This window comes from Streptomyces sp. NPDC015171 (genome assembly GCF_043079545.1).
Lineage (GTDB): Bacteria > Actinomycetota > Actinomycetes > Streptomycetales > Streptomycetaceae > Streptomyces.
In genome coordinates, this window is record NZ_JBIBUO010000017.1 from 42,936 (window position 1) to 67,703 (window position 24,768).

General features: G+C 74.4%; 21 protein-coding genes. 6 read left to right on the top strand and 15 right to left on the bottom strand.

Features of this window, described 5'->3' with window-relative positions:
* Positions 1-15: 15 nt before the first annotated feature.
* The 5 genes from ACF073_RS33940 to ACF073_RS33960 all read right to left on the bottom strand — a co-directional run bounded on the left by ACF073_RS33940 (position 16) and on the right by ACF073_RS33960 (position 4,920).
* Positions 16-1,407, bottom strand: coding sequence for an NAD(P)/FAD-dependent oxidoreductase (locus ACF073_RS33940; protein ID WP_392075301.1), 1,392 nt, complete (start codon positions 1,405-1,407; stop codon positions 16-18).
* Positions 1,397-1,642 carry a ferredoxin gene (locus tag ACF073_RS33945; protein ID WP_392075302.1) on the bottom strand — a complete coding sequence of 82 codons (246 nt, stop codon included), beginning with the start codon at positions 1,640-1,642 and terminating at the stop codon, positions 1,397-1,399. Before ACF073_RS33945 ends, ACF073_RS33940 begins: the two co-directional genes overlap by 11 nt.
* A gap of 160 nt (positions 1,643-1,802) precedes the next feature.
* Positions 1,803-2,480, bottom strand: coding sequence for a hypothetical protein (locus ACF073_RS33950; RefSeq protein ID WP_392075303.1), 678 nt, complete (start codon positions 2,478-2,480; stop codon positions 1,803-1,805).
* A gap of 209 nt (positions 2,481-2,689) precedes the next feature.
* A complete protein-coding gene (locus ACF073_RS33955) occupies positions 2,690-4,381 on the bottom strand; it encodes a DUF885 domain-containing protein (RefSeq protein WP_392075304.1) in 1,692 nt (563 codons plus the stop codon).
* Between the two features lie 53 nt (positions 4,382-4,434).
* Positions 4,435-4,920, bottom strand: a complete 486-nt coding sequence (locus ACF073_RS33960; protein WP_392075305.1) for an Lrp/AsnC family transcriptional regulator — start codon at positions 4,918-4,920, stop codon at positions 4,435-4,437.
* Between the two features lie 60 nt (positions 4,921-4,980).
* Between ACF073_RS33960 and ACF073_RS33965 the strand changes: the two genes are divergently transcribed.
* Positions 4,981-6,216, top strand: a complete 1,236-nt coding sequence (locus tag ACF073_RS33965; protein WP_392075306.1) for a trans-sulfuration enzyme family protein — start codon at positions 4,981-4,983, stop codon at positions 6,214-6,216.
* A gap of 227 nt (positions 6,217-6,443) precedes the next feature.
* On the opposite strand, the gene ACF073_RS33970 is transcribed toward ACF073_RS33965, so the two are convergent.
* From ACF073_RS33970 to ACF073_RS33990, 5 genes are all read right to left on the bottom strand, one after another.
* Entirely contained in the window at positions 6,444-7,883 is a 1,440-nt protein-coding gene (locus tag ACF073_RS33970; protein WP_392075307.1) for a GNAT family N-acetyltransferase, read from the bottom strand.
* Between the two features lie 154 nt (positions 7,884-8,037).
* On the bottom strand, positions 8,038-10,746 hold the full coding sequence (locus ACF073_RS33975; RefSeq protein ID WP_392075308.1) for a DUF6493 family protein: 2,709 nt from the start codon (positions 10,744-10,746) through the stop codon (positions 8,038-8,040).
* Positions 10,743-12,146, bottom strand: a complete 1,404-nt coding sequence (locus tag ACF073_RS33980; RefSeq protein WP_392075309.1) for an SWIM zinc finger family protein — start codon at positions 12,144-12,146, stop codon at positions 10,743-10,745. The genes ACF073_RS33975 and ACF073_RS33980 overlap by 4 nt, the downstream gene beginning before the upstream one ends.
* Positions 12,147-12,370: 224 nt before the next feature.
* Positions 12,371-13,957: an alkaline phosphatase D family protein gene (locus ACF073_RS33985; RefSeq protein ID WP_392075310.1), complete on the bottom strand. Its 1,587-nt coding sequence runs from the start codon at positions 13,955-13,957 to the stop codon at positions 12,371-12,373.
* 138 nt (positions 13,958-14,095) lie between these two features.
* Positions 14,096-14,935, bottom strand: a complete 840-nt coding sequence (locus tag ACF073_RS33990) for an alpha/beta fold hydrolase (protein ID WP_392075311.1) — start codon at positions 14,933-14,935, stop codon at positions 14,096-14,098.
* Between the two features lie 154 nt (positions 14,936-15,089).
* Between ACF073_RS33990 and sigJ the strand changes: the two genes are divergently transcribed.
* Positions 15,090-15,974: an RNA polymerase sigma factor SigJ gene (gene sigJ / locus ACF073_RS33995; RefSeq protein ID WP_392075312.1), complete on the top strand. Its 885-nt coding sequence runs from the start codon at positions 15,090-15,092 to the stop codon at positions 15,972-15,974.
* Between the two features lie 256 nt (positions 15,975-16,230).
* Positions 16,231-16,992 (top strand): GntR family transcriptional regulator, encoded by a 762-nt coding sequence (locus ACF073_RS34000; RefSeq protein WP_392075313.1) that lies wholly within the window; start codon positions 16,231-16,233, stop codon positions 16,990-16,992.
* A 252-nt stretch (positions 16,993-17,244) separates the two neighbouring features.
* Here the strand turns inward: ACF073_RS34000 and ACF073_RS34005 are convergent, their stop codons facing one another.
* The 3 genes from ACF073_RS34005 to ACF073_RS34015 all read right to left on the bottom strand — a co-directional run bounded on the left by ACF073_RS34005 (position 17,245) and on the right by ACF073_RS34015 (position 20,493).
* Complete coding sequence (locus tag ACF073_RS34005; protein WP_392075314.1) at positions 17,245-18,387, bottom strand: ROK family transcriptional regulator; 1,143 nt, start codon at positions 18,385-18,387, stop codon at positions 17,245-17,247.
* A gap of 280 nt (positions 18,388-18,667) precedes the next feature.
* Positions 18,668-19,324 carry a response regulator gene (locus ACF073_RS34010; RefSeq protein WP_392075315.1) on the bottom strand — a complete coding sequence of 219 codons (657 nt, stop codon included), beginning with the start codon at positions 19,322-19,324 and terminating at the stop codon, positions 18,668-18,670.
* Positions 19,325-19,338: 14 nt separating this feature from the next.
* Positions 19,339-20,493, bottom strand: a complete 1,155-nt coding sequence (locus ACF073_RS34015) for a sensor histidine kinase (RefSeq protein WP_392075316.1) — start codon at positions 20,491-20,493, stop codon at positions 19,339-19,341.
* Positions 20,494-20,600: 107 nt separating this feature from the next.
* Here ACF073_RS34015 and ACF073_RS34020 point away from each other — a divergent pair, with 107 nt between their 5' ends.
* From ACF073_RS34020 to ACF073_RS34030, 3 genes are read left to right on the top strand one after another with little or no spacing between them, the layout of a single operon-like run.
* Positions 20,601-21,521: an ATP-binding cassette domain-containing protein gene (locus ACF073_RS34020; protein WP_392075317.1), complete on the top strand. Its 921-nt coding sequence runs from the start codon at positions 20,601-20,603 to the stop codon at positions 21,519-21,521.
* 2 nt (positions 21,522-21,523) lie between these two features.
* Positions 21,524-22,240 carry an ABC transporter permease gene (locus ACF073_RS34025; RefSeq protein WP_392075318.1) on the top strand — a complete coding sequence of 239 codons (717 nt, stop codon included), beginning with the start codon at positions 21,524-21,526 and terminating at the stop codon, positions 22,238-22,240.
* 41 nt (positions 22,241-22,281) lie between these two features.
* Positions 22,282-22,725 carry a hypothetical protein gene (locus ACF073_RS34030; RefSeq protein ID WP_392075319.1) on the top strand — a complete coding sequence of 148 codons (444 nt, stop codon included), beginning with the start codon at positions 22,282-22,284 and terminating at the stop codon, positions 22,723-22,725.
* Here the strand turns inward: ACF073_RS34030 and mug are convergent.
* Complete coding sequence (mug, locus tag ACF073_RS34035) at positions 22,686-23,216, bottom strand: G/U mismatch-specific DNA glycosylase (RefSeq protein ID WP_392075320.1); 531 nt, start codon at positions 23,214-23,216, stop codon at positions 22,686-22,688. The two genes, ACF073_RS34030 and mug, sit on opposite strands and share 40 nt — an antisense overlap.
* A gap of 62 nt (positions 23,217-23,278) precedes the next feature.
* Positions 23,279-24,721 (bottom strand): adenylosuccinate lyase, encoded by a 1,443-nt coding sequence (gene purB, locus ACF073_RS34040; RefSeq protein ID WP_392075321.1) that lies wholly within the window; start codon positions 24,719-24,721, stop codon positions 23,279-23,281.
* Between the last annotated feature and the right edge of the window lie 47 nt (positions 24,722-24,768).

Genomic DNA, 24,768 nt, shown 5'->3' on the forward strand with positions numbered 1-24,768 from the left:
GGGCCGGGGCGGCGGTCAGTGGCGGGCGGGGTGGAAGACCAGCTGCTGGTCGGCCGGCGAATAGCCGGTGAGGGTCACCATGGGGCCGTGGGTCGGCAGGGACGGGTCCGGGAAGTCGGCGGACACCGGCTGGCGGCCCTCGGGACGCCGGTCCATCGTCGGGTACTCCACCGGGAACGGCGCCCCCAGCTCGATCTGCCGCTGGTAGAACTCCAGCCACCGCGTGTTGTCGAAGCTCACGGCGGCCACGACCCGGCCCTTGTACCCGTAGACACCGACGAACCGGCGCTCCGCCAGCGAACCCTGAGTGATCATGAGCTGCTCGCCCATGGGCGGCACCCCGACCGACTTGATGTTCACCCCGAACATCGACGACCAGAAGGCCGGCATCCACAGGTGCGGGCGCCGGTCGGCACCGTGGCAGATCATGTTGTGCGCGGCGGTCTCCGCCTGGGCGACGGCATTGCCCCAGTGCTCCAGCGAGAGGAACTGGTAGCCGAAGAGCGCGTGCGGGGAGCGCGCCACATCGCCGGCCACGAAGACGTCGTCCGTGACGATGCCCCGGAAGTCGAAGGCGCGGCAGCCCGCGTCACAGGCGATGCCCCGGGGCCCGGCGCCGAGCCCCGACCCGCTCAGCCACTCGGTGTTGCGCAGCGAGCCCAGCGAGACCACGACCACGTCCGCCTCGACCACGCTCTCGTCGGACAGATGGACCGCCCGCACCCTGCCCACCGCGTCCCCCTCCAGCGAGGTCACCGTGACATGGGTGCGCAGGTCCACGCCGTTCTCGGTCTGCAGCTCGGCCGCGACCGTACCGATCACCCCGCCGAGCGCGCCCACCAGCGGCGCACCCGCACGCTCGGCCACGGTGACCGGGATACCCCGCTCCCGGCACGCCGAGGCGACCTCCGAACCGGCGAAACCGGCGCCGATGACGAACACCCGGCGCGGCCCCGCCTTCAGCCGCTGGCAGAGCGCCGCCGCGTCCTCCCGCGTGCGCAGCAGGAAGACGCCGTCGAGCCGGGCCTCCTCCTCCTTCGTCCACGGCCGGGCGCGGACCCCGGTCGCGATCAGCAGCCGGTCGTACTCCACCTCGTCCCCGTCGGCCAGCCGTACCCGCTTGGCCGTGAGATCCAGACCGGTCGCGGCGACACCGAGGCGCCACTTGGCGTCGATCTCCCAGCGGTGGGGCAGCTCGGTGTGGAGCGGGGAGGCCCGCTCCAGCAGCACCGACTTGGACAGCGGCGGCCGGTCGTAGGGCTCGTACGGCTCGTCGCCGATCAGGGTCAGCTCACCGGCGAAGCCCTCGGCGCGCAGCGTCTCGGCGGCCCGCAGACCGGCCAGCGATGCGCCCACGATCACGATCCGGCCCTCGCGCCTGAGCCACTCCACCTGGTCAACGACCATCGGACGCCACCTGCGCCGAGCCGGCCGCCTGCCCCTCCGTGCCGTCGAGACCGTCCGCGGTGATCGCCTGCACCGGGCACGCGGCGACAGCACGCGCCAGCCGCTCCCGCTGCTCCTCGTCCGCGCGCGGGTTGTAGATCAGTGACTCCTCGCCGTGCATGGCGAAGACGTCGGGTGCGAGGAACGCGCACTGCGCGTACCCCTGGCACTTGTTGAGATCGACGACGAGCCTCATCGACGCTCCGCCCTTCCGGTGGCCAGGTCCGGTGCGCGCCGCGCGGCGCGCGCGGGCGGTCCGGACGACGGTCGTTCCCCGCTCGCCAGCATGCGAGGGCGGCCGGGGTGCCCGCGCGCCGGGCACGCCGATCGAGTGAGGTGCCCCGCCCGGGCGGGGGTCATCGGGCGGCGGTCCGCCGGGGCCGGTCGCGGCGGCCCACCGCGAGGATGTGTCCGCTCAGCAGCAGCGACCACGCGGGGAAGGCGAGTTCGGCCCAGGGGACGTTGGAGGAGACGAAGAGCAGTGTCAGGGCGGTGACGAAGCCGACGATGGTGAGCCAGCGCGGCAGCACGCCGAGGCGGTGGCCGATGACGGACAGGGAGGACACGAAGACGGCCGCCATCCGCATGGCGTACTCCGTCATCAGGGAGTACGCGAGGTGGCGGCCGAAGTCCCAGCTGTCGGGCGCCTGCGCGGTGCCGGGCGAGTGCGCCACCACGAGCACGGCACCCGCCGCGGCGCCCGCGGCGAACAGCATGGCCGTGAAGACCAGTCCGCTGCCCAGGAAGACGGTGGCGAGGAACTTGTCCTCGACCGCGCCGACGTGCGCGCGCACGGCCCCGATGAACCACAGGAAGAAGATGCCGGCGAACGGCACCAGGGCGAGGGCCGTCTCCAGCGCGCTGCGCCGCGCGGCGTTCGTGGACACCGGGGCGGAGGCCGCGTCGACGCCTTCCGGGATGCCCAGCCTGACCAGGACGATCACCGCGGCCAGGAGCAGCGCGAAGACGACTCCGGCCAGCCCCGCGGCGCGCGGTGTCTCCAGCGCCTCCTGCCCCGGCCCCTTCTCCTGCATGCCCGGCCCGCCTCTCCGCATCGGCCCCCGGGCTCCAGCTAGCCGTCCGCGTCCCGCCCGCGCCACCGGGAGGCGGCCGTACGGCCGAGGCGGTACGGTCCGTCTCCTCGCCCGGCCCCGGGCGGGTGCCGGGTGCCAGGTGCCACGTGAGGCGACGGACCGTGACGGCCGGGGCGGCGGGCCGCGGTACGGCCGAGGTCCGCGGACCGTCAGAGCCGGGACAGCTCGTCCACCAGATCGTCCAGGCCCAGCGAACCCTGCGACAGCGCCGCCATGTGCCAGGACTTCAGGTCGAACGCGTCACCGCTCCGCTCGCGCGCCTTCTCCCGGCCCAGCAGCCACGCCCGCTCCCCGAGCTTGTAGCCGATCGCCTGGCCCGGCATGGTCAGGTACCGGGTCAGCTCGCTCTCCACGAAGTCCGCCGGGCGGCTGCTGTGCGCCCCGAAGAACTCCTGGGCCAGGTCAGGGGTCCAGCGCTCGCCCGGGTGGAACGGGGAGTCGGCCGGGATCTCCAGCTCCAGGTGCATGCCGATGTCGATGATCACCCGGACCGCCCGCATCATCTGCGCGTCCAGGTAGCCGAGCCGCTCCTCCGGATCGCCGAGGTAGCCCAGCTCGTCCATCAGCCGCTCCGCGTACAGCGCCCAGCCCTCGGCGTTGGCGCTGACCATGCCGACCGTCGCCTGGTAGCGGGAGAGGCGCTCGGCGACGTGCGCCCACTGCGCGAGCTGCAGGTGGTGGCCGGGCACGCCCTCGTGGTACCAGGTCGAGACGAGGTCGTAGACCGGGAAGCGGGTCTGGCCCATCGTGGGCAGCCAGGTCCGGCCGGGCCGGGAGAAGTCCTCCGTCGGGGGCGTGTAGTACGGGGCGGCGGCGCCACCGGGCGGGGCGATGCGCGACTCCACCTTCCGTACCCGCTCGGCGAGTTCGAAGTGCGTGCCGTCCAGCTCCTCGATCGCCTTGTCCATCAGCCCCTGGAGCCAGTCCCGGACCTCGTCCACGCCGTCGATGTGCCGGCCGTGCTCGTCCAGGTGCGCGAGCGCCGTCCACGGCGTCTCGGCGCCGGGCAGCACCTTCTCCGCCTCCTGCTTCATCTCGCCGAGGAGGCGGTGGAACTCCGCCCAGCCGTAGGCGTACGCCTCGTCCAGGTCCAGGTCGGTGCCGTTGAAGTAGCGGGCCAGGGGCGCGTACCGCTCCCGGCCGACCACGTTCGGGGCGTCCTCGATCGCCGGCGCGTACACCTCCCGCAGCCAAGCCCGCAGCTCCAGCAGGGCGCCGGTCGCCGCCCGGGCCGCCTCGTCCAGCTCCGCGCGCAGCGCCTGGGGCCCGGCGGCGGCGAAGTCCTCGAACCAGCCGCGGCCCGTGCCGTCCGTGTCCGTCCACTCGCCGAGCTGGCCGATGAAGGTGGCGGTCGGCCGCGGGGCTGCGAACAGCTTTCGCTCCAGGCCGAGTTCGAGCGACTCCCGGTAGCCGGCGAGCGCGCCGGGCACCGCGCGCAGCCGCTCCGCGATCGCCGCCCAGTCCTCCTCCGTCTCCGCCGGGGTGACCGTGAAGACCTCCCGCACGGCGTGGCCGGGCGTGTGCATGTTGCCGATCGCGCGCAGGTGCTCCTGGGCGTCGAGGACGCCGAGTTCGGCGGTCAGCCGCTCCCGCAGCAGCCGCCCGCAGCGCCGCTCCGCGTCGCTGTCCGCGCCGGGCCGCCGCTCCGCCTCGTCCAGCCGGGCGAGGGTGGCACGCGCCAGCTCCGCCAGCGCCTCCTGACCGGCCGGTGAGTAGTCGGGCAGTCGGCTCGAACTCTCCTGCACACCGAGGTAGGTACCGGTGATCGGGTCGAGGGCGATGAGGTCGTCCACATATGCGTCGGCGACCTGACGGGGCAGCGGGCTCTGGGTCTCAGACATGCGGTCCATCCTCGTACGAGGAGGATCTCCGCGTCACCCGCGAACGGGGGGATTCAGCTCTGGGCGTGGCCGGGCGGCAGCAGCGGGCCGCACTCCCACTGCTGGAAGATCAGCCGGGTCTCCACCCGGGCCACCTCGCGCCGCGCCGTGAACTCGTCCAGCACCAGCCGCTGCAGATCGGCCGTGTCCGCGACCGCCACATGCACCAGATAGTCGTCGGGGCCGGTCAGATGGAACACCGTCCGCGCCTCAGGCAGCGCCCTGATCCGCTCCACGAACGGCCCGACCAGCTCGCGGCGGTGCGGCCGTACCTGCACCGAGAGCAGCGCCTGGAGGCCGCGCCCGAGCATGGCCGGATCGAGGCGCAGCCGATGGCCGAGGATCACGCCCGAGCGGCGCAGCCGGGCCACCCGGTCAAGACAGGTCGACGGCGCCACACCCACCTGTGCGGCGAGGTCGCGGTAGGTGGTCCGGGCGTCGTTCTGCAGCAGCCGCAGCAGATGCAGGTCCACCGGATCCAGTACGACGGATTCGGCCATTGGCCGAACGTAGCACGGTGTTCGAACGCCGGGAACCGTTCGATGTTCACTCTTCCGCCCATGGACACAGCGACCACGAGTGCCTACGACGAGGTACGCACCGCACCGAGAGCTCTGGCCACCGAGGCCGTGCACGCCGGCCGCGACGATCTCGCCCGCCAGGGCCTGCACGCCCCGCCGATCGACCTGTCCACCACGTATCCCTCCTACGACAGCCGCGCCGAGGCCGCCCGCATCGACGCGTTCGCCGCCGACGGCGCCGACCCGGTGGGGCCGCCCGTCTACGGCCGCCTCGGCAATCCGACCGTCGCCCGCTTCGAGACCGCCCTCGCCCGCCTGGAGGGCACCGAGTCGGCGGTCGCCTTCGCCAGCGGTATGGCCGCGCTCAGCGCGGTCCTCCTGGCCGTCCCGCACCTCCGGCCCGGGCCGGCCGGGGAGGCTTCCGCCGCCGCGGGACCGCGCCATGTCGTCGCGGTCCGGCCGCTGTACGGCTGCAGCGACCACCTGCTGACCGCCGGACTGCTCGGCACGGAGGTCACCTGGACCGATCCGGACGGCATCGCCGGCGCGCTGCGCCCGGACACCGGCCTGGTGATGGTGGAGTCCCCGGCCAACCCGACCCTGGCCGAACTCGATCTGCGGGCCGTCGCGCGCGCCTGCGGCGAGGTCCCGCTGCTCGCCGACAACACCTTCGCCACGCCCGTGCTGCAACGCCCGGCCGAGCAGGGCGCCCGGCTGGTGCTGCACAGCGCGACGAAGTACCTCGGCGGACACGGCGATGTGCTGGCCGGGGTGGTGGCCTGCGACGAGGAGCTGGCCGGGCGGCTGCGCCGGATACGGTTCGCCACCGGCGGGGTGCTGCATCCGCTGGCCGGCTATCTGCTGTTGCGCGGCCTCGCCACCCTGCCGGTACGGGTCAGGGCCGCCTCCGCGAACGCCGCCGAGCTGGCCCGCCGGCTCGCCGCCGATCCGCGCGTGGCCCGGGTGAGCTATCCGCGGCTCGGCGGGGCGATGATCGCCTTCGAGGTGCACGGCGACCCGCACGAGGTGATCTCCCGGGTACGCCTCGTCACCCCGGCGGTGAGCCTGGGCAGCGTCGACACGCTCATCCAACATCCCGCCTCCATCAGCCACCGCATCGTGGACGCCGAGGACCGGCGCGGGGCGGGCGTGAGCGACCGGCTGCTCAGGCTGTCCGTGGGCCTGGAGGACGTGGACGACCTCTGGGCCGACCTGGACCGTGCGCTGGGGCAGCCCGTCCGGACGCCGGTGCCGCTGCGGGAGGCGGTGGGCTGAGCGAAGCCGGTCCCCCCCGGTCCCCGGCCTGCCGGGACCGGGGGGGGGACCGGCTTCGCCGCCGTGACCTGGTGCCGGCGTGACGGAACGCCGCCGGGCCCGGCGCCGGGACACGGGCGGCCCGCCGCCGGGACACCGGCCGTCGTGCTGCTCGGCGGGCGTGCGGTGTGCGGGTTCGTCCCGTGCCGGTGCGGGTCTGTCCCGAGTCCCGTCCGGGGGTGGGAAGGTCAGTCGCGGTGGGCCGGGTGGTCGCCCAGTCGCCGCCGGGCGGTGTCGACGGTCGGCCGGCCGGCGGCCGGCGCGCTGTCCAGCCGGGCCGTGATGACCAGCGTGCCCTCCTCGATCTGGTAGTCCAGCGGCAGCCCGAGGCCGCGCATCGCCGAGACCATGCCGGTGTTGGACGCCTTGGTCACGGCGTACACGCTGGCGCAGCCCGCCTCCACCGCCAGCGCCACCAGCCGGCCGAGCAGCTCGCCTCCGACACCCCGCTGCTGCCAGTCGTCCTCCACCAGCAGCGCGACCTCCGTCTCGTCGCCGTCCCACAGCAGATGCCCGAGGCCGACGATCCGGCCGGAGGCGGTCTGCGCGGCCAGCGTCCGGCCGAAGCGCGGGCTGAGCAGGTGGTTCAGATAGCGGTCCGCGTCGCTGACCGGACCGTGGTACCGCATCCCGAGGGTGCGCGGCGAGCACCGCTCGTGCATCGCCCTGGCCGCCGCCAGGTCACCGGTGTCGACCCGGCGCACGGTGATGTCGGCCCCCTCCGGCAGGGTCAGTACGTCCTGACCGCTCGGGATCCGCGGCCCCAGCCGGCCGTCCAGCTCCACCAGTGCCCGGACCCGCGCGAACTCGGTGGGGGTGAACGGCAGATACGGCCGCTCCACCATGAGCACCCCGCCGTCGGACGCCGGCAGCCGCATCACGGTGTCCTCCAGGACGCCCTCGACCGGCACCGGCCGCGGACCGCGGCCCCCGCCGACCGGCGTGCCCGGCAGCGACCGGATGGTGCAGCGGCCCAGCAACTGACGCAGCGCCAGCGGCAGTTCGGCGGCGTCCAGGGCGGTGCGGGACGCCAGGCCGAGCACCCGGGTGGGCACGTCGACCAGGTCGTGCGCGTCGGCCCGCTCGATCCAGGTGTCCATGCCCCCGGCCAGCGCGACCGCTCGGCTGATCTCGGCCGCCGCCACCGTGGCAGGCGCCCGCAGCAGGAACTCGTCCACCGTCCCGTCGGCCAGCGGATGGGTCTGCAGGCTCAGGATGTCCACACGCTGCCCGGCGAGCGCCGTGCACAAAGCGGCCAGGGAGCCGGGCTCGTCCTTCACCGTCGTCCGCATCCGCCAGAGCACGCCGGCCGCCTCGCCGGCGCTGGGCTGCTCGGACGGCCCGGCCGGCCGCGACTCGGCGGTCGGCCGGGCGTCGGTATCACTCACCGGGGGTGCGTGTCCGTGGCGGCGTGACCACCACACGTGGAATCCCGCCGTCGCGGTCAGCGCGAGCGCCGAGATCAGCAGCAGGGCCGGGCCGTCGGGTCCGTGCCCGATCAGGTTGGCCACCGCGTCCGCGACGGTCACGGCCGTGAAGAGCGCGGCGAGCTCGACGACGTCCCGCCGCCAGTGGTGCACGGGCCGTCCGTGCCTCGCCCGGGTCACATCAGGAAGGTCTGGAGTCATGCACCCACTGTGGACGAGAGGTGTTGCGTGATCACGAACTGATTGTGACCGATAGGTAAAGCACGCTTCCGCCGCCTTTGTTGCTTTTTCCACTGTGAGCTATGAGCGGGCGAGGGAGTGAGCGGGTGAGCGGGTGCGGGCGTCCCGGTCCGGCTCAGGCGGCCGCATCCCCGGCCAGGGCGTCCCGCAGCCGCCGCGCCTGGGTGACCAGACGGGAGGAACCGGCCCGCGCCGCCGTCGCCGCGAGATGCGGTACGTCTCCCCGTGCCCCGGACCGCTCGGCACACTCCGCCGCGACGGCCAGCAGCTCCCCGAGACCCCGCGCCGCCACGGCCGCCGCCTCCGGGCGGGCCGTCGCGAGACCGGCCAGCGGAACGGGCAGGGCGTGCCGGAGCGTCTCCCACATCGTCGCATGGGCTCCGGTGGCCGCCGCCGTCCGTGCCGACTCGGCCAGCCGCTGCGGCTTCACCGCACCCCGTCCCACCAGCTCACCCAGATCCGTGCCCAGCCGCCCCGCTTCGAGCTGCCCTCGGGCGGCCAGCACCAGCAGGGCGTCCACGGCGGCGAGCCGGTCCTCCTGGTGCCGCGCACCGAGTCCGTACGCCACACACAGGTGGACGGCCTCGCCCGCCTCGCCGTGCGCCTCGGCGAGCAGCGGAAGCACGGCGGCACCGCGGTCGTCGTCGACGGCCGTCGCGGCCAGGTCGGGCAGCATCCGGGCCGCGACCAGCTCCCGCCGCTCCGGGAGCACGGCGGCCCAGTGCGGGCGTATCGCCTGGTTCCAGTGGGAGCAGTGCCAGCGGTCGGTGAAGACGGACAGCGGCCGGCCGAGCCGGCGGAACTCCTGCGGGAAGCCCGCCTGCAGCTCCGGGATCTCACCCAGCTCCACGAGGATCCGGACCCCCTTGGTCCGGCGCCGCGCCGGGTCCGGAGCGGCGCCGCCGGTGCGCAGCCAGTGGGCGAGCCCTCTGCCCGGGGCGGGGTCGCCGCCGGTCAGCCAGTGGGCGAGCCGTCCGCCTTCCCGGGTGCCGAGCGCCTTCGCCCGCGCGGCCGCCTCCTGCGCCGCCGCACGGTCGTCCCGGCGCACGCGCAGCAGGGCCTGGGCGAAGTCGGCGGCGCCGACCCGGGCGTCCAGGCGCCGGTACTCGGCGAGCCGGTCCACCAGTTCCGCGGGCTCCAGCAGGCCCGTGTGCCAGGTGGGCGTGGCCAGCAGCAGCGGCAGCGGGTCCGTGCGCAGCCGGTGGGCCACCTCGCGGAGCCGGGAGTCGAAGACCCGGGCGAGCCCGCTGTGCGCGCACTCGTGTTCCTTCGGCCCCTGCCGCACCCCCGCGTCGAGCGTGGCCGTGGTCACCTTGTCGTGCAGCGTCGCGAGGAGCAGATCGAGGCCGTCCTTGGCGTCGAGGGTGCCGTAGCGGGTGGTGCCGAACATGTCGTCCGTGCGGGGCCACTGCTGGGGACCGTGCTGCCACCAGCGGTTGGCGGTCACCGGTAGGAGCGCCTCGCGCAGCGCGCCGGGATCCCGGTACGCGTGGCGCACCAGACCGTCCAGCGCCCGCTCGAACGCGGCCACGTCGCCGTCGGAGGCCAGCAGCGCACCCAGTTCCTCGGTCAGTTCCTCCGGCGACGCCGGAGCGGACCGCAGCCGTACGGGCTCCGGGGCCGGCGGCAGGACCTCCTCGAACGCGTCCTCGGAACCGGCCGCGGTGACACCCAGCGCCGTCGCGGCCCGGGCGCGCAGCGCCGGAACCAACTGGTCGATGGCTGCGGTCAGTTCGTTCCGCACCTCCGGGGAGCCGAGTCCCTGCGCGTGCCGTTCCACGAGCTTCAGCGCCCGCTCCTGCACCTGGGTGTCCTCGTGCCCGAACGCCTGGGCCACCACCGGCAGCAACGCGGCCGACGTGGCGGGCTCACGGCGGAGCACCTTGCCGAGCAGGACCAACTGGGTCCGCACCAGCTTCTTCTCCCGGCGGAACAGCAGCGCCTCGGAGACCTCGGCCAGCTGCCGCGTCGTCAGCTCGCCGTCCAGCGCCAGGGCGGACAGCACCGTCTGCGCGTGGGCGGCGACGGGGGAGGCCGCGTCGCGGGCCAGCGCGGTCCAGTCCGGGATCCGCGCCCGCTCCTCCTCCCGGGTGAGTGCGAACGCGGTGAGGAACGGCAGGAAGGTGCGGTGGTCGGTGGGGCCGCCACCGCGCAGCAGCCGGGCGACGCAGGCGTCGACCAGGAAGGCCCGGTCCAGGAGACCCTCCCGGGCCAGTGCCGCCAGCGCGCCGGGCCACCAGCCCGGTCCCTCGTCGAGCACCCAGCGGACCTCGCTGAGATCCGTGACGGCGAACAGTCCGCCGACCAGCGGTGCCAGGTGAGGCTCACGGCGCAGCAGCGCGATGATGTCGTCACGGCGCTGGCTACGGCCGCTGATGTGCCGGACCCAGCCGATCACAAAGGCGTCCGTCACCGGCGCCGCGCACCCCGACCGGTTGACCAGACCCGCCATCAGGCCGTACGGCACGCGCGCGGAGACGGGGCGGCCCGCCAGCCGGTGCGCGACATCGGCCTGCCAGCCCGTGTCCCGGGACTCCAGCGCCCGCAGGAGCGTGTCCGGGGGCGCCTGGGTCCAGCGCAGATCGCTCGCCGCGAGCCAGGCGGCGGCCGCAGCGGCCCCCGTGTGACAGGCGGCTCCGGCCAGGTGCAGCGCCTTGAGGACCCGCTCCGCCCGGCTCTCCCAGATCGGGACGCCCCGCAGCTCCTTGCGCAGCTCCTTCAGCTCGCCCAGGCACGCGCGCCGTTCCGCTGCCGTCATCCCCGTCACCAGCAGCAGCGTGTCCGCCGTGCGCCCGCCCCGTACCGCGTCCATCAGTGCGGTCATCGCACACCCCCGTCGATCGCCGTGTCCTGTCCCGCCGCGGCGCCCCGCCGCACCATCCGCACCGCCAGCGCGTGCTTGCACGGGCCGCGCCCGCCCCGGTACTGCGCCCACCACAGGCAGCTGCAGCTGAGCACCCCCGTCTCGTCCCGCACCCGGTGCACATGCCCGTCCTCGGCGGTCACCGTCGCCAGCGTGCCGTCCAGGCGCACCGCGCCCGCCGCGACCAGTGCCCGGGCCGAGCGCAGCCGCGGGTTGTGCCGCTCGACGCGCTCGGCGTCGTAGGGCAGCTCGCGGTGGAAGTAGGCGGCTTCCGCCGTGTCGTAGCCGACGCGGCCCGAGGTGCCGAGCCGGACCAGCGCGGCGCGCACCCGCTCGGGCGTCAGGCCCGAGGCCGCCGCGAGGCCGGCCACCTCGACGCGGGGTTCCCAGGCCAGCAGCACCGCGATCAGCTCGGCGTCCTCGGCGGCCTCCTCCGTGGCGAGCGCTTCCAGCACGCCGCCCTCGCCCGAGAAGCCGCGCGCGGCGTCGGGGGAGAGGGTGAGCGTGAGCCGCATCCCGGGCAGGACGACCTCCCAGGCGGCGGCCGTCGCGGCGGCGGCGCCGATGGGAGGGCCGTAGACCCGGAGCGCCGTCGCGTGCCGCAGCACCCGCTGCAGTGCCGCCAGCCGCTCGGGACCCGGCAGGCAGACGGCACCCGGCACCGCCCGCGTCGTCGGCCGCAGCCCCCGGCCCGCCGGCACCACCCAGCGCGGTCCGCCCGCGGCCCGCCGGCCGCCGCCGGCCCTCGGCAGGCCGCGCAGGAACCGCACGGCCTCGTCGGCCGGCAGCTCCGCCCGCAGATCGAAGCCGGCGGCGGTCACCTGGGCCTCGGCGAAGCCGCGCAGCCACCGGTCGGGCAGCGGGACCTTCTTCTCCACGACCGGGCCGTCCAGCGTCGTGACCGCCAGCTCGTCCGGGCCGACCCGCAGATGGAGCGGATCGTCCGTGCCGAGCCGGGAGAGGGCCTCGCGCAGCGGGTTGTTGACGTCGACATTCGTCGTGCCGTGCCCCACCTCGCCGCCGTCAAGGCCCGGGGTGAGCACGTCCAGCCGGGCGTACACCCCGCCGCAGCCGGAGAAGGACTCGAAGCGCAGCCGGTCGCCGTTGCCCGTCACCACCGGGTCGAGCGAGGCGCGCAGCTGCGGCTGGTAGTAGCGCGCCGCCGCCACGTCGGCCACGGCCAGCAGCCCCGCCGCGGCGACCTGAGGCGAAGTCAGGAAGCCCGTGAAGAACCGCGGATGATCCTCGACACCCGTGGGCGTCGCACCCCGGGAGGTTTCAAGACCGAGCCGGCTCCCGTCCGGCGAGGACTCGAGTGCGGAGGGTCGGCGATAGGCCACGGCCTGCAGAGATCGCGTCATGGAAAAACCGTAGAGGCGGCCACTGACAATCCGCCTGACCTGCGAAAACGCCTGCCGGGGAGGGGGGAGGCGGGGAGGCGGGTTCGCGGTTGGCGGGTGGCGGCCGTGCCGCGCCCGGCAACTGGCGCCGGGACGCGTCACGGCCGGGAGCGGACGCGGCACGGACGGGAGGGGGCGCGGGACGGCCAAGGACGTACGGGACCCGGCGGCTCCGCGCGTGCCGCCTACTGACCGACCAGGCCGGGCCGCAGCGTCCGCGTGAACAGCACGGTGCCGTCCTGCTCGCGCAGCCGTACCGTCAGCTCGCCGCTGTCGCCGTCGATGTCGACCTCGCCGAAGAACTGGTAGCCGCCGGCGGGCGAGACGTTCGACGCGGTCGGCGCCTTCACGAACACCCGCTCCGGACCGAAGGTGCCGTCCAGCGCGCTGGCCGGGAACGCCCCGGCGTTCAGCGGCCCGGAGACGAACTCCCAGAACGGCTCGAAGTCGGTGAACGCGGCCCGGGAGGGCTGGTAGTGCTGGGCGGAGGTGTGGTGCACGTCCGCCGTCAGCCACAGCGTGCCGGTGATCCGCCGGTGCTTGATGAACCGCAGCAGCTCGGCGATCTGCAGCTCACGGCCGAGCGGGGCGCCCGGGTCGCCCTGGGCCACCGCCTCGAAGTTCGGCTTCTCCTCCATCGGGTCCGGTACGACGAGCCCGAGCGGCATGTCGGCGGCGATCACCTTCCACACCGCGCGCGAGCGGGACAGCTCGCGCTTGAGCCACTCCAGCTGCTCCCGGCCGAGGATGCCCTGCGGGTCGACGGTCTGGTCGTCGGCCGAGTTGGCGTTGCGGTAGGTCCGCATGTCCAGGACGAACACGTCGAGCAGCGGGCCCTGGCGCAGCACGCGGTAGACCCGGCCCTCCTCGGCGCCGGAGCGCAGCGAGGAGAGCGGGAAGTACTCGCTGAACGCCCGCTTGGCGCGCGCCGCCAGCACGTCGACGCTCTTCTCGGTGTAGCGGGCGTCGGTGGAGGCGATCACCTCGCCCGGGTACCAGTTGTTGCGCACCTCGTGGTCGTCCCACTGGACGACCGAGGGCACCTGGGCGTTGAACTTCCGCAGGTTCGCGTCGAGCAGGTTGTACCGGAAGTTGCCCCGGTACTCGGCGAGCGTCTCGGCGACCTTCGCCTTCTCCTCGGTGGTGACGTTCCGCCAGGTGCTGCCGTCTGGCAGCGCCTGGGTGGCGGTGATGGGGCCGTCGGCGTATATGTTGTCGCCGCTGCACAGGAAGAAGTCCGGGTCCAGCCGCCCCATGGCCTCGTAGATGCGGTAGCCGCCGAGGTCGGGGTTGATGCCCCAGCCCTGGCCGGCCAGGTCGCCCGACCACAGGAAGCGCACGCCGTCCCGGCGGCGCCGGGAGGCCGTACGGAAGGTGCCGGTCACGGGCTCGCCGGTGCGGCGCGGGTCGTCAGGGTCGGCGAGCAGGACACGGTAGTGGATCTGCTCGCCGGACGGCAGGCCGTGCAGCCGGGTGGTGCCGGTGAAGTCCGTGCCGGAGCCCAGCAGCGGGCCGTGCCAGCGACGCGGGTCGCGGAACGACTCGGTGGCCGAGGTCTCCACGATCATCCGGGCCGGCCGGTCCGAACGCACCCACACCAGACCGGAGTCCGCGGTCACGTCACCGGTCTGCACGCCCCAGCCCGCTCGCGGGCGCCCCGAGCGGGCGAACGCCGGGGCCGCGCCGAGGCCGACGGGCAGGGTCAGGGCCGCCGAAGCGGCGAGGGAGCCGCGCAGTACGCTGCGGCGGCCGGGGAGCGGACGGTGTGACATGGCTGCGCCTCCAGGGACGGGACGGCCGTACGGGATCCGGCCGGTGTGCACAGCCACACCTACTGCCGCGCTGCGGCGGGGACGCGAACCACAAGTGAACAACCCGCGGTGCGTCCGCCCGCCCGGGCTGACGTGAGGTCAGCTGCGCTCGCGGCTGCCGTCCAGGATGACCCGCGCGACCAGCGCCGGGTCGTCGCTCATCGGGCAGTGGCCGCAGCCGGGCAGCCGGACCAGCCGGGCGTGCGGGATGAGCTGCTTGGCGCGCACGCCCTGGCGGCGCACGAGCAGCCGGTCGCGGCTGCCCCAGGCCACCGTGACCGGCAGGCCCGGCAGATTGTCGGTGAACCGTACGGTGGCGCCCGCCCGCAGGGTCGCCTCGAAGCCGGTGGCGGCCACGAGCGCGAGCGTCTCGGCGACCACCGCCTCCGGCGCACGGCGCCCGGGGTGCGCGTAGATGGTGCTGGTCAGCGCGGCACGGCCGGCCGCCGTCCGGGACAGCCGCCGCACCAGCGGCAGCGGCAGGCGCTGGGCGATGCCCCGCATCGCGAGCAGCACCGTGAAGGCGTACCGCCGCTCGGCCTCGGTCCAGAAGCCGGCGGGGGAGAAGGCGGTGACCGACCGTACGAGCTTCTCCCGGCCGAGCTCCAGCGCGAGCAGACCGCCCAGCGAGTTGCCGGCGATGTGCGGGCGGTCCAGCTCCAGCGCCTCGAACAGGGCGCCGAGCACGGCGTTGGTGCCGGGCAGGTCGTAGGCCAGGCCCTCCGGCAGCCCCGGGGACGCGCCGAAGCCCGGCAGGTCGACGGCGATCACCTCGCGCTCGGTGGCCAGGATGTCCACGACCGGGTCCCAGGCCTGCCGGTGGTGGCCGATGCCGTGCAGCAGGACCAGCGGTTCGCCGCGGCCCACGCGCGCGTAGGAGACGGTCACGTCCCTCGGGCCGTGCGGGGCGGGGACCTTGAAGGAGACGGTGGCGGACATGGGGTGCTCCTCGTCTGGCTGCTGACGGACGTCGTAGACAGCTTGTCAGCAATTACTACCGACGGGTAGCCCCTTGGGGTGGCCACAGTCGGACGCACATCGGAGACCGGCAATCAGGTGGACACGGGCAAGACGTGTCGGATGGGATGGAGCCGTGACCGCAGACCTCGCCACGGACGTCTTCGAGGAACACCGGCGCCTGCTCACGGGAGTCGCCTACCGCATGCTCGGCCGGGTCGCGGACGCCGAGGACGTGGTCCAGGACGCCTGGCTGCGCTGGTACCGGGCCGACCGTACGGACATCCGTGAACCGCGCGCCTACCTGGTGCGCGTCACCACCCGGCTGGCCATCGACCGCCTGCGCCAGGTGCAGGCGCGCGGCGAGGCGTACACCGGGCCGTGGCTGCCCGAGCCGTACCTCACCGAGGCCGCCGACACCGTCCCGGACTCCGCGGAGCGCGCCGTGCTCGCCGACACGGTCTCCTTGGCGGTCCTGGTCGTCCTGGAGTCGCTGTCCCCCCTGGAGCGCGCGGTGTTCGTGCTCAGGGAGGCGTTCGGGTACCCGTACGCCGAGATCGCCGCGCTGCTCGACCGGGGCGAGCCGGCGGTACGGCAACTCGCCGGGCGGGCCCGCCGTCATGTCGCCGAACGGCGCCCCCGGTACGACGTCGACCCCGCCCGGCGCCGGGACCTCACCGAGCGCTTCCTCGCCGCCGCCGGCGGGGGCGACCTGGCGGGGCTGATGTCGCTGCTCGCCCCCCACGTGCGGCTGGTCGGCGACAGCGGGGGCAGGGCCAAGGCGCCGGTGCGCGTCCTGCACACCGCCGACAAGGTCGGCCGCTTCCTCTTCGGCGCCCTGCGCAAGGCCCCGACGGACCTGTCGTTCCGTGCGCTGGAGGTCAACGGCGGCCCCGCCGTGCTGGTCCTGTCCGGCGAGAAGCCGGACAGCCTGTTCCAGCTGGACATCGCCGACGGCCGCGTCACGGCGGTGTACATCCACCGCAACCCGGACAAGCTCCGGCACCTCGTCGGCCACTGAGCCGCCTCCGGCAGGGCCCCCGTCGTACGGCGGGGGCCCTGCCGTGCGACAGGGGCTTTGCCGGGATGTCACACGGGGCGCCGCGTACGAACGCCTCATGAACGCTCCGCGGCGGCTCGCCCGTGCTTTCCCCAAGGGGTCGAGGATTGGTCTTGACCAAGGGTGGCGGCCGCCCTATCGTCGCAGATAAGTGAAACAACCTTTAATAAACAAGGGCGCTAAAAACCGCCGGACCACGGCTCTTGCGGAGGACAGGGTGGGGACCACGCAGCTGGAATCGGTGCCGGAACCGAAGTACTGGCATCTCAAGACCGTGCTCACCGAGGCACTGGACTCCGAGTTCTCGGTCGGCGAGATCCTGCCCAACGAGCGTGACCTCGCAGCCCGCTTCGGCGTGGCCCGTGCCACGCTCCGCCAGGCCCTCGAACAGCTGGAGCTGGAAGGCAGGCTGCAGCGCCGCCGCGGGGTCGGCACGACCGTCGCGCCCCCGCGCGTGGGCGTGGCCGTCGGTACGGAGGAGCATGCCTGGCCCGGCGCCGCCGGAGACGTCTGGCAGCCCGTCGACAGCGCCCAGGCGGCGCCGCCCGCCGCCGTCGCCGCGGCCCTGGAGACCGGCACCGGCGAGCTCGTGCACGCCGTCCGTCGCTCCCGCATGTCCCACGGCCAGCAGGTCGCCACCGAACTGCTCTACATCCCGGCGGCTTCGGTGCCCGGCCTGACCGCGATCGACGCCCCGTCCGGCGCGGCACGCGCGCGTGCGGTGCTGCGGGAACTGCAGCACCTGCCCCTGGAGGGGGAGGAGCGCGCCGTCGAACTGGGCTCCGCGCGCGCGGAGGACGCCAGGGAACTCGACCGGCTCCCCGGCTCGCCCGTCCTGGTCGTCACCACCCGCTTCCTCGTCCGGGGCCGCACCGCCGCGCTCTCCGTGGCGACCTACCGTGCCGACACCTGCCGGCTGACCTTCGGTGAATCGGCGGGCGTGGAGATACACCACGACCCGCAGCAGCAGGCGTCCTGACCCACCCAGCCCCCCCCCGCGTCCAGGAGCACGACGGCAGTGACGCCCCCTCAGGGGCGCGGGGAACTACGCGGTGAGTCGTGACAGCGCCGCGCCTGCCCGTCGACAGTCACCCACCTCCAGGGGCGCGGGGAACCGCGCGACCGGCCACGACGGCGCCGCACCGGCATGACGGCAGTGACGCCCCCTCCGGGGCGCGGGGACCGCGCGGCCAGCCACCACGGCGCCGCACCCGACCACCCCCGCCCCGGCTCAGCTCCGCGTGACCGCGAACAACTGCTCCTCGACATGGTCCAGCGCAAGCCGCAGCGCCCCCGTGGCCACCGCCGCCTCACCGAGCAGCGACAGCGTCACCTGGGGCGGACGCAGGCAATATCGGGCCAGTTCGCGGCGCAGCGGCTCCAGGACGCCGTCCAGGCCCGCCGCCCAGCCCCCCACCACGACGAGTTGCGGATCCAACGCCAGCACCAGCGCGGCCACATCGTGCACGAGCCGCTGGATGAACCGCTCGACGGCCGCACGGGCCCGCTGGTCGCCCTTGCGCGCCAGCGCGAACACCTCGGCGACCGCCTGCTCGTCCAGCGGGTGCAACGGCTCGTCGGTGGTGGACAGCAGCGCCTCAGGCGTCGCCTCGCGGCCCAGCAGATGCAGCGCGCCGATCTCCCCGGCCGCCCCGCCGTAGCCCCGGTGCAGCCGCCCGCCGATCAGCGAACCGGCCCCCGGGCTCAGCCCGGCCAGCACGAACACCACGTCGTCCGTCCCGGTCGCCGACCCCTTCCAGTGCTCGGCGAGCGCCGCCGCGTTGGCGTCGTTCTCCACCAGCACCGGACAGCTGAAGGATCGGCTCAGCCGCTCGCCCAGGTTCAGCCCCGTCCACTGCGGCAGCGCCGTACTCAGCCGCACCGTGCCGTCCGCCGCCACGATGCCCGGCGTGCCCACGCCCACCGCCCGCAGCGAACCGCGCGCGACCCCGGCCCGGCGCAGCAGCTCGGCGACCGCGCCGCGCAGCCGGTCGAGCCGCTCGTCCGCCGAGGCCGTCACACCGACCTCCTTGGCCTGCGCGCCCAGCACCCGCCCGTCCAGATCGGACAGGAGCGCGGCGACCCGGTGCGGCCCGATCTCCAGGCCCAGCAGATGCCCCGCCTCGGCCCGGAACCGGAACCGCCGGGCGGGCCGTCCCTGCCGGCGGGTGCCGCCGTCGTCGGCCGCCGCCTCCACCACGAGCCCGCCGTCGATGAGCCCCTCCACGACGCCCTCGACCGTCGGCCGGGACAGTCCGGTGACACGGGTGATCTCGGTGAGCGTCGCGCAGTCCGTGGCCCGCAGTGCGTGCAGCACCACCGCGGAATTGATCCTTCGCAGCAGCGAGGGATCGCCGCCGGTCAGCTGCCCCACCGTCCGTCCTCCCAGCTCGCGGGCGTGTTGGCCGGATCGTACTCGGCGCCGGCGCACCCCGGCGAGTGCCGGGCCCGCCGGTCGTGTTCCGGCCAGGCCGGCCACCGTCGGCCAACCCGGCCTGACGACCCCGGCCCGTCGTCGGTCAGGGAGGCTCGCACGGACCTGCCCGTCGTCGGTCAGGGAGGCTCGCACGGACCTGCCCGTTGTAGGTCAGGGAGGCCGCAGGAACCTGCCCGTCCTCGGTCAGCGCGGCCATATGCCTCTCGTCCCCCGTCCGTCAGCGGGGCTCCACGAACCCCGACTCATAGGCCGCGATCACCGCCTGGGTCCGGTCGCGCGCGCCGATCTTGGCCAGTACGGCGCTCACATGCGACTTCACCGTCTCCACGCCCACGACCAGCCGGGCGGCGATCTCCGCGTTCGACAGCCCGCGCGCGATCAGCCGCAGCACCTCCGCCTCCCGCTCCGTCAGCCGGGCCCGCTCCAGCGTGGCCCGCGCCGGCCGGCCGCCGTCGCCGTACCGTGCGGCCAGACGGCGTACGGAGGCCGGGAACAGCAGTGACTCGCCCTCCGCGACCAGCCGCACCGCGTGCACGATCTCGGCGGGCCGCGCCCGTTTCAGCAGGAACCCGTCGGCGCCCGCGCGCAGCGCCTCGTACACGTACTCGTCGTCCTCGAAAGTGGTCACCACGAGGATCTTCGGCGGCTCGGCCACCGTCCGCAGCACCGCGCGCGTGGCCTCGATGCCGTCCATCAGGGGCATCCGTACGTCCATGGCGACCACGTCGGGCCGCAGCCGCCGGACCAGCGGGATGACCGCGGCGCCGTCGGCCGCCTCGCCCACCACCTCGATGTCGGGCTGGGACTCGAGCACGGCCCGCAGCCCCGTGCGGACCAGGGGTTCGTCGTCGACGAGGAGTACGGTGACCGGCATCCGGCCAGCCTAGATCAGCCCAGCGGCAGCTCCGCGCGCACCTGCCAGTCGCCCTCGTCCGGACCGGTCAGGGCGGTGCCGCCGAGCAGCGCCGCCCGCTCCCGTATGCCCCGCAGGCCGCTGCCCCGCCCGGCGCCGGGTATCGGTCCCGGCAGCGGATTGCGGACCTCCAGGGCGACGGTGCCGCCGGCGACCGCCACCCGGACCCGCACCGGCACCGCTCCCGCATGCCGCAGCACATTGGTGAGCGCCTCCTGGAGGATGCGATACCCCTCGCGGGACACAGGGCCCGGCACGGCCTCGACCGGGCCCGTCACCTCGGCGTCGACCTTCGCCCCGGACGCCCGGGCCGATTCCAGCAGCCGGCCCGCCTCGGCCAGCGTGGGCCGCGCGCCCGCCGGCCGCTCGGCCTCCCGCAGGACGCCCAGCACCCGGTCCAGGTCCGCGAGGGCGGCCCGGCCGGTCTCCTCGATGGCCCCCAGCGCCCGGTCGGTGAACTCCGGATCGCCCGCCGCCCGCGCCGCACCCGCCTGCACCACCGCCACGGTCAGGGCGTGCCCGATCGAATCGTGCAACTCGCGCGCGATCCGTGTGCGTTCCAGCAGCTGTTCGGTGCGCTCCTCCAGCGCGGCCAGCCGCTCGGCGGCCGACGGCCCGAGCAGCCGCCGCGCCCCGGCGGTGACCAGCGCACCGAGCCCGACGACCACGCCGTACAGGGCGAGCAGCGGGAGCGGCGTCAGCAGGGCCCAGGCGCGGTGCGGGGGCAGCCGGTCCAGCAGCGGCACCCCGGACGGCGCGTGGCCCCAGGCGCACCGGGCCAGTTCGTAGCCGACGACGGGCAGCCACACCGTGGCGAACACCGCCGCCCCGCCGAGGAGCATCCGCAGTTCGAGCCAGAGCACCGTGCGCAGCCGGTCCCGCCATGTCGCCGACGGCGTCTCGGCGATGCCCGGCTCCACCTCGCCGGGGGTGAGCAGCAGCCGTGCCTGCACGCCCTCGCCCATCCGCACCGCGGGCACGAGACCCAGCGGGACGAGGAACAGCGCGGGCACCCACGGGGCCGACGGCGCGACGAAGAGCCAGACGCTGACCACCAGCATCGGCACCCACAGATGCAGCAGGCGCGTGTACGTCGTCCCCCGCAGCAGCGGGCGCAGAAGGCGGACCATGACGCCATCGTCGCAGGCGGCACCGACAACGGACCTCCCCCGCACGGGGGAGACGGTCTCCACCGGCGGGGGAGGCCCCAACTCCGCCACCCGGCCAGGCTGTTGCCATGACCAGCATCGACGTACGAGACCTCACCAAGGAGTACGGCGGCCGGCGGGCCGTGGACGGGCTCACCTTCAGCGTCCGCCCCGGCCGCGTCACCGGCTTCCTCGGCCCGAACGGCGCCGGCAAGTCCACCACCATGCGCCTCGTCCTCGGCCTCGACCGGCCCACCTCGGGCACCGCCCTGATCGGCGGCCGGGCCTACGCCGGCCTGCGTGAACCGCTGCGCCACGTCGGGGCCCTGCTCGACGCACGCGCAGCGCACGGCTCCCGCACCGCGCGCGACCATCTGCTGGCCCTCGCCGCGAGCAACCGCATCCCGGCCCGCCGGGCCGACGCGGTCCTGGAGGAGACCGGCCTCGCCCCGGTGGCGCGGCGCCGGGTGCGCACGTACTCCCTCGGCATGCGCCAGCGGCTCGGTATCGCCGCCGCCCTGCTCGGCGACCCCGAGGTCGTCCTGCTCGACGAGCCCGCCAACGGCCTCGACCCCGAGGGCATCGTGTGGATCCGCAGCCTGCTGCGCCGGCTCGCCGCCGAGGGGCGTACGGTCCTGGTCTCCAGCCATCTGATGGGCGAGACCGCCGTCTTCGCCGACCACCTGCTGATCCTCGGCCGGGGCCGGCTGCTCGCCGACACTCCGGTGCGGGAGTTCATCCAGGCGCGCGTACGGCCGCACGTCCGCGTCCGCACCACCGACTCCGCCGCCCTCGCCGACCTCCTCGCCCGGCACGGACACGACGCCTCACAGGACGCGGACGGCACCTGGACCGTCCGCCACGCGCGCGTGGACGACCTCGGCCGGCTGATGTCCAAGGAGGGCGTCCCGGTCCTGGAACTCGCCGCGGGCGAGGCCACCCTTGAGGAGGCCTATCTCGATCTGACGGCGGCCGAGGCCGAGTTCACCGCACTGCCCCAGGAGGTCTGACCATGTCGTTCGCCCCCGTGCTCCACGCCGAGTGGATCAAGATCCGTACGCTGCGCTCCCTGCTGGGCGCCCTCGCCGCGATCCTCGTCGCCACCGCCGCGTTCTCCGCGCTCGCCTCGGCCGACGCCGACGGCGGTGACACCGACCCGCTGTTCTCGGTGTTCTTCGGCATCAGCTTCGGGCAGGTCGCCGCGATCGCCTTCGGCACGGCGGCCGTCTCCTGCGAGTTCCGGGGCGGCGCGCTGCGGCTGACGCTGTCGGCGGTGCCGGACCGGGGCCGCTGGTTCGCCGTGAAGGCGACGGCGATCGCGCTGCCGGTGCTGGCCGTCGGCCTGCTCACCGGCTTCGTCACCCTCCTGGTGGGCCGGGCGGTGCTCGGCGGCTCGGCCCCGGGCTGGTCCGAGGGGGTGCGCGCCGCAGTGGGCTGCGGCCTGCACCTGACCCTGATGGCCCTGTTCGCCGCCGGGCTCGCGGCCGTGCTGCGCAGCGGGATCGTGACGCTCTCCGTGCTGATCCCGTTCCTGCTGATCGTGTCCTTCGTCGTCGGCGACCTGTCCGGTGGCGTCGCCGACTTCCTGCCCGACCGGGCCGGCCAAGTGGCCCTGCACAGCCACGGGGACGGCATGCTCGGCCCGTGGAGCGGGCTCGCGGTGACCGCGCTGTGGGCCGCCGCGGCCCTGTTCGCCGGCGCGTGGAGCCTTCGGCGCAGGGACGCCTGACAGGCCGCCAATTGTCAGTGGTGCCCGCTTTACTGGATCTCATGGACATCGCGAAGTGCCTGGCCCTCATCGACCTGCTGTGCGCCCGGGAGTTCCCGGCGGCGCACGGCAGGACGGAGCACGGCGAGAGCGGGCCCGGCTATCACATAGCCGCCTTGCAGACCAGCGAGGACTTCTGGGAGGGCGACGGCAGCGAGCGCGAGGAGACGGAGGCGCAGTACGAGGCGGACCGGGACGGTCTCGCGGAGCGGCTCGGCGAGCGCTGGGGCGGGCCCCGGCACTTCAGCCTCTACAGCGTGCTCGAACGGGCCATGGGGGGCGAGGACATCGACCAGCCCTGGTCCGGGCTCAGCGACCACGTTCCGGACGTCCAGCTGTGGCGGGTGCCCGAAGCGGGCCGCTGGGTCGCCCTCGGCGTCTCCCAGTGGGACAGGGAACTGCCGTTTCAGCTGCTCGGGATAGTGACGGAGACGGACCCGCCGTGACCGTCCGCCCCCGCCGCCGCCCGCAGCCGGGCGAACTCCTCCGCCATCGTGGCCGCCGTCCAGTGCGCGTTCAGCCCGCTGGGGTTGGGCAGCACCCACACCCGGCTCTCCCCGATCATCCGCTCCTGCGGGCCGACCCGCGCCGCGCGGTCACCGAAGGCCGCGCGATGCGCGGTCACGCCGACCACCGCCAGCCACCCCGGCCGCAGCCGCGTCACCTTCGCCGTCAGCAGCCGCCCGCCCTCGACGTACTCCTCGGCGGTCAGCTCGTCCGCCCGCGCGGTCGCCCGCGCCACCACATTGGTGATGCCGAGCCCGTACGACAGCAGCTCACCCTGCTCGGCCGGCTTCAGCAGCCGGGGGGTGAAGCCGGACAGGTGCAGCACCGGCCAGAACCGGTTGCCGGGGCGCGCGAAGTGGTGGCCGGTCGCGGCGGTCATCAACCCCGGGTTGATGCCGCAGAAGAGCACTTGGAGGCCGTCCGCGGCCACGTCCGGGACGAGGCGGTCGCGGGCGGCCTCCAGTTCCGCCTTGGTGAAGCGCGGGGTGCGGGTCAGAGGATCGCTCCGGGGGTGTAGCCGGCGGCCTCCGGGCGCTGCTTGACGATCTCCTCGATCCGGCCGACGACCACACCGACCTGGGCGGCGGCGGCACCGGTGAAGGAGAGCTTGTCGGCCATCAGCGCGGCCAGCCGCTCGCGGTCGAGCGGCAGCCGCTCGTCGTCGGCGAGCTTGTCCAGCAGATCGTTGCGCTCGGCACCCTGCTCGCGCATGGCGAGCGCGGTGGCCACGGCGTTCTCCTTGATCGCCTCGTGCGCGACCTCGCGGCCGACCCCGGCCCGCACGGCGCCCATGAGTACCTTGGTGGTCGCCAGGAACGGCAGGTAGCGGTCCAGCTCACGGGCGATGACGGCGGGGAAGGCGCCGAACTCGTCGAGGACGGTCAGGAAGGTCTCCAGCAGGCCGTCGAGTGCGAAGAACGCGTCCGGCAGCGCGACCCGGCGCACCACCGAGCAGGACACGTCACCCTCGTTCCACTGGTCGCCGGCCAGCTCGCCGGTCATCGAGGCGTAGCCGCGCAGGATGACCATCAGGCCGTTGACGCGCTCGCAGGAGCGGGTGTTCATCTTGTGCGGCATCGCGGAGGAGCCGACCTGGCCGGGCTTGAAGCCCTCGGTGACCAGCTCGTGCCCGGCCATCAGCCGGATCGTCTTGGCCAGCGAGGAGGGCGCCGCCGCCAGCTGCACCAGCGCGGTGACGACCTCGTAGTCCAGCGAGCGCGGGTAGACCTGGCCGACCGAGGTGAACGCCTGGGCGAAGCCGAGGTGCCCCGCGATCCGGTGCTCCAGCTCGGCGAGCTTGGCCGCGTCCCCGCCCAGCAGGTCCAGCATGTCCTGCGCGGTGCCGACCGGGCCCTTGATGCCGCGCAGCGGATACCGGCCGAGCAGCTCCTCCAGCCGGCCGTGGGCGACGAGCAGCTCGTCGGCGGCCGTGGCGAAACGCTTGCCGAGGGTGGTGGCCTGCGCGGCCACGTTGTGCGAGCGGCCGGCCATGACCAGCTCGGCGTACTCGCCCGCGAGCTTGCCCAGACGCGCCAGCACGGCCACCGTACGGTCGCGCATCAGCTCGAGCGAGAGCCGGATCTGCAGCTGCTCGACGTTCTCCGTGAGGTCACGGGAGGTCATGCCCTTGTGCACGTGCTCGTGGCCGGCGAGGGCGTTGAACTCCTCGATCCGCGCCTTCACGTCGTGCCGGGTGACCTTCTCGCGCTCGGCGATCGAGGCCAGGTCGACGGTGTCGAGGACGCGCTCGTAGTCGGCGATCGCCTCGTCCGGCACCTCGATGCCGAGGTCCTTCTGGGCCCGCAGCACGGCGAGCCAGAGCTGCCGCTCCAGTTTCACCTTCTGCTCGGGCGACCAGAGCGTGGCGAGCTCGGCGGAGGCGTAGCGTCCGGCGAGGACGTTGGGGATGCGGGGCTTGGCGGGCGCAGGAGTCACGTGTCCAGATTCTACTGGCGGTTTGTGCAGGCCAGCGCCATGGGGGT

Coding starts and splice junctions, on each gene's coding strand:
- ACF073_RS33940 (WP_392075301.1), bottom strand. CDS start 1,407: ATGGTCGTTGACCAGGTGGAGTGGCTCAGGCGCGAGGGCCGGATCGTG.
- ACF073_RS33945 (WP_392075302.1), bottom strand. CDS start 1,642: ATGAGGCTCGTCGTCGATCTCAACAAGTGCCAGGGGTACGCGCAGTGC.
- ACF073_RS33950 (WP_392075303.1), bottom strand. CDS start 2,480: ATGCAGGAGAAGGGGCCGGGGCAGGAGGCGCTGGAGACACCGCGCGCC.
- ACF073_RS33955 (WP_392075304.1), bottom strand. CDS start 4,381: ATGTCTGAGACCCAGAGCCCGCTGCCCCGTCAGGTCGCCGACGCATAT.
- ACF073_RS33960 (WP_392075305.1), bottom strand. CDS start 4,920: ATGGCCGAATCCGTCGTACTGGATCCGGTGGACCTGCATCTGCTGCGG.
- ACF073_RS33965 (WP_392075306.1), top strand. CDS start 4,981: ATGGACACAGCGACCACGAGTGCCTACGACGAGGTACGCACCGCACCG.
- ACF073_RS33970 (WP_392075307.1), bottom strand. CDS start 7,883: ATGACTCCAGACCTTCCTGATGTGACCCGGGCGAGGCACGGACGGCCC.
- ACF073_RS33975 (WP_392075308.1), bottom strand. CDS start 10,746: ATGACCGCACTGATGGACGCGGTACGGGGCGGGCGCACGGCGGACACG.
- ACF073_RS33980 (WP_392075309.1), bottom strand. CDS start 12,146: ATGACGCGATCTCTGCAGGCCGTGGCCTATCGCCGACCCTCCGCACTC.
- ACF073_RS33985 (WP_392075310.1), bottom strand. CDS start 13,957: ATGTCACACCGTCCGCTCCCCGGCCGCCGCAGCGTACTGCGCGGCTCC.
- ACF073_RS33990 (WP_392075311.1), bottom strand. CDS start 14,935: ATGTCCGCCACCGTCTCCTTCAAGGTCCCCGCCCCGCACGGCCCGAGG.
- ACF073_RS34010 (WP_392075315.1), bottom strand. CDS start 19,324: ATGCCGGTCACCGTACTCCTCGTCGACGACGAACCCCTGGTCCGCACG.
- ACF073_RS34015 (WP_392075316.1), bottom strand. CDS start 20,493: ATGGTCCGCCTTCTGCGCCCGCTGCTGCGGGGGACGACGTACACGCGC.
- ACF073_RS34020 (WP_392075317.1), top strand. CDS start 20,601: ATGACCAGCATCGACGTACGAGACCTCACCAAGGAGTACGGCGGCCGG.
- ACF073_RS34025 (WP_392075318.1), top strand. CDS start 21,524: ATGTCGTTCGCCCCCGTGCTCCACGCCGAGTGGATCAAGATCCGTACG.
- ACF073_RS34030 (WP_392075319.1), top strand. CDS start 22,282: ATGGACATCGCGAAGTGCCTGGCCCTCATCGACCTGCTGTGCGCCCGG.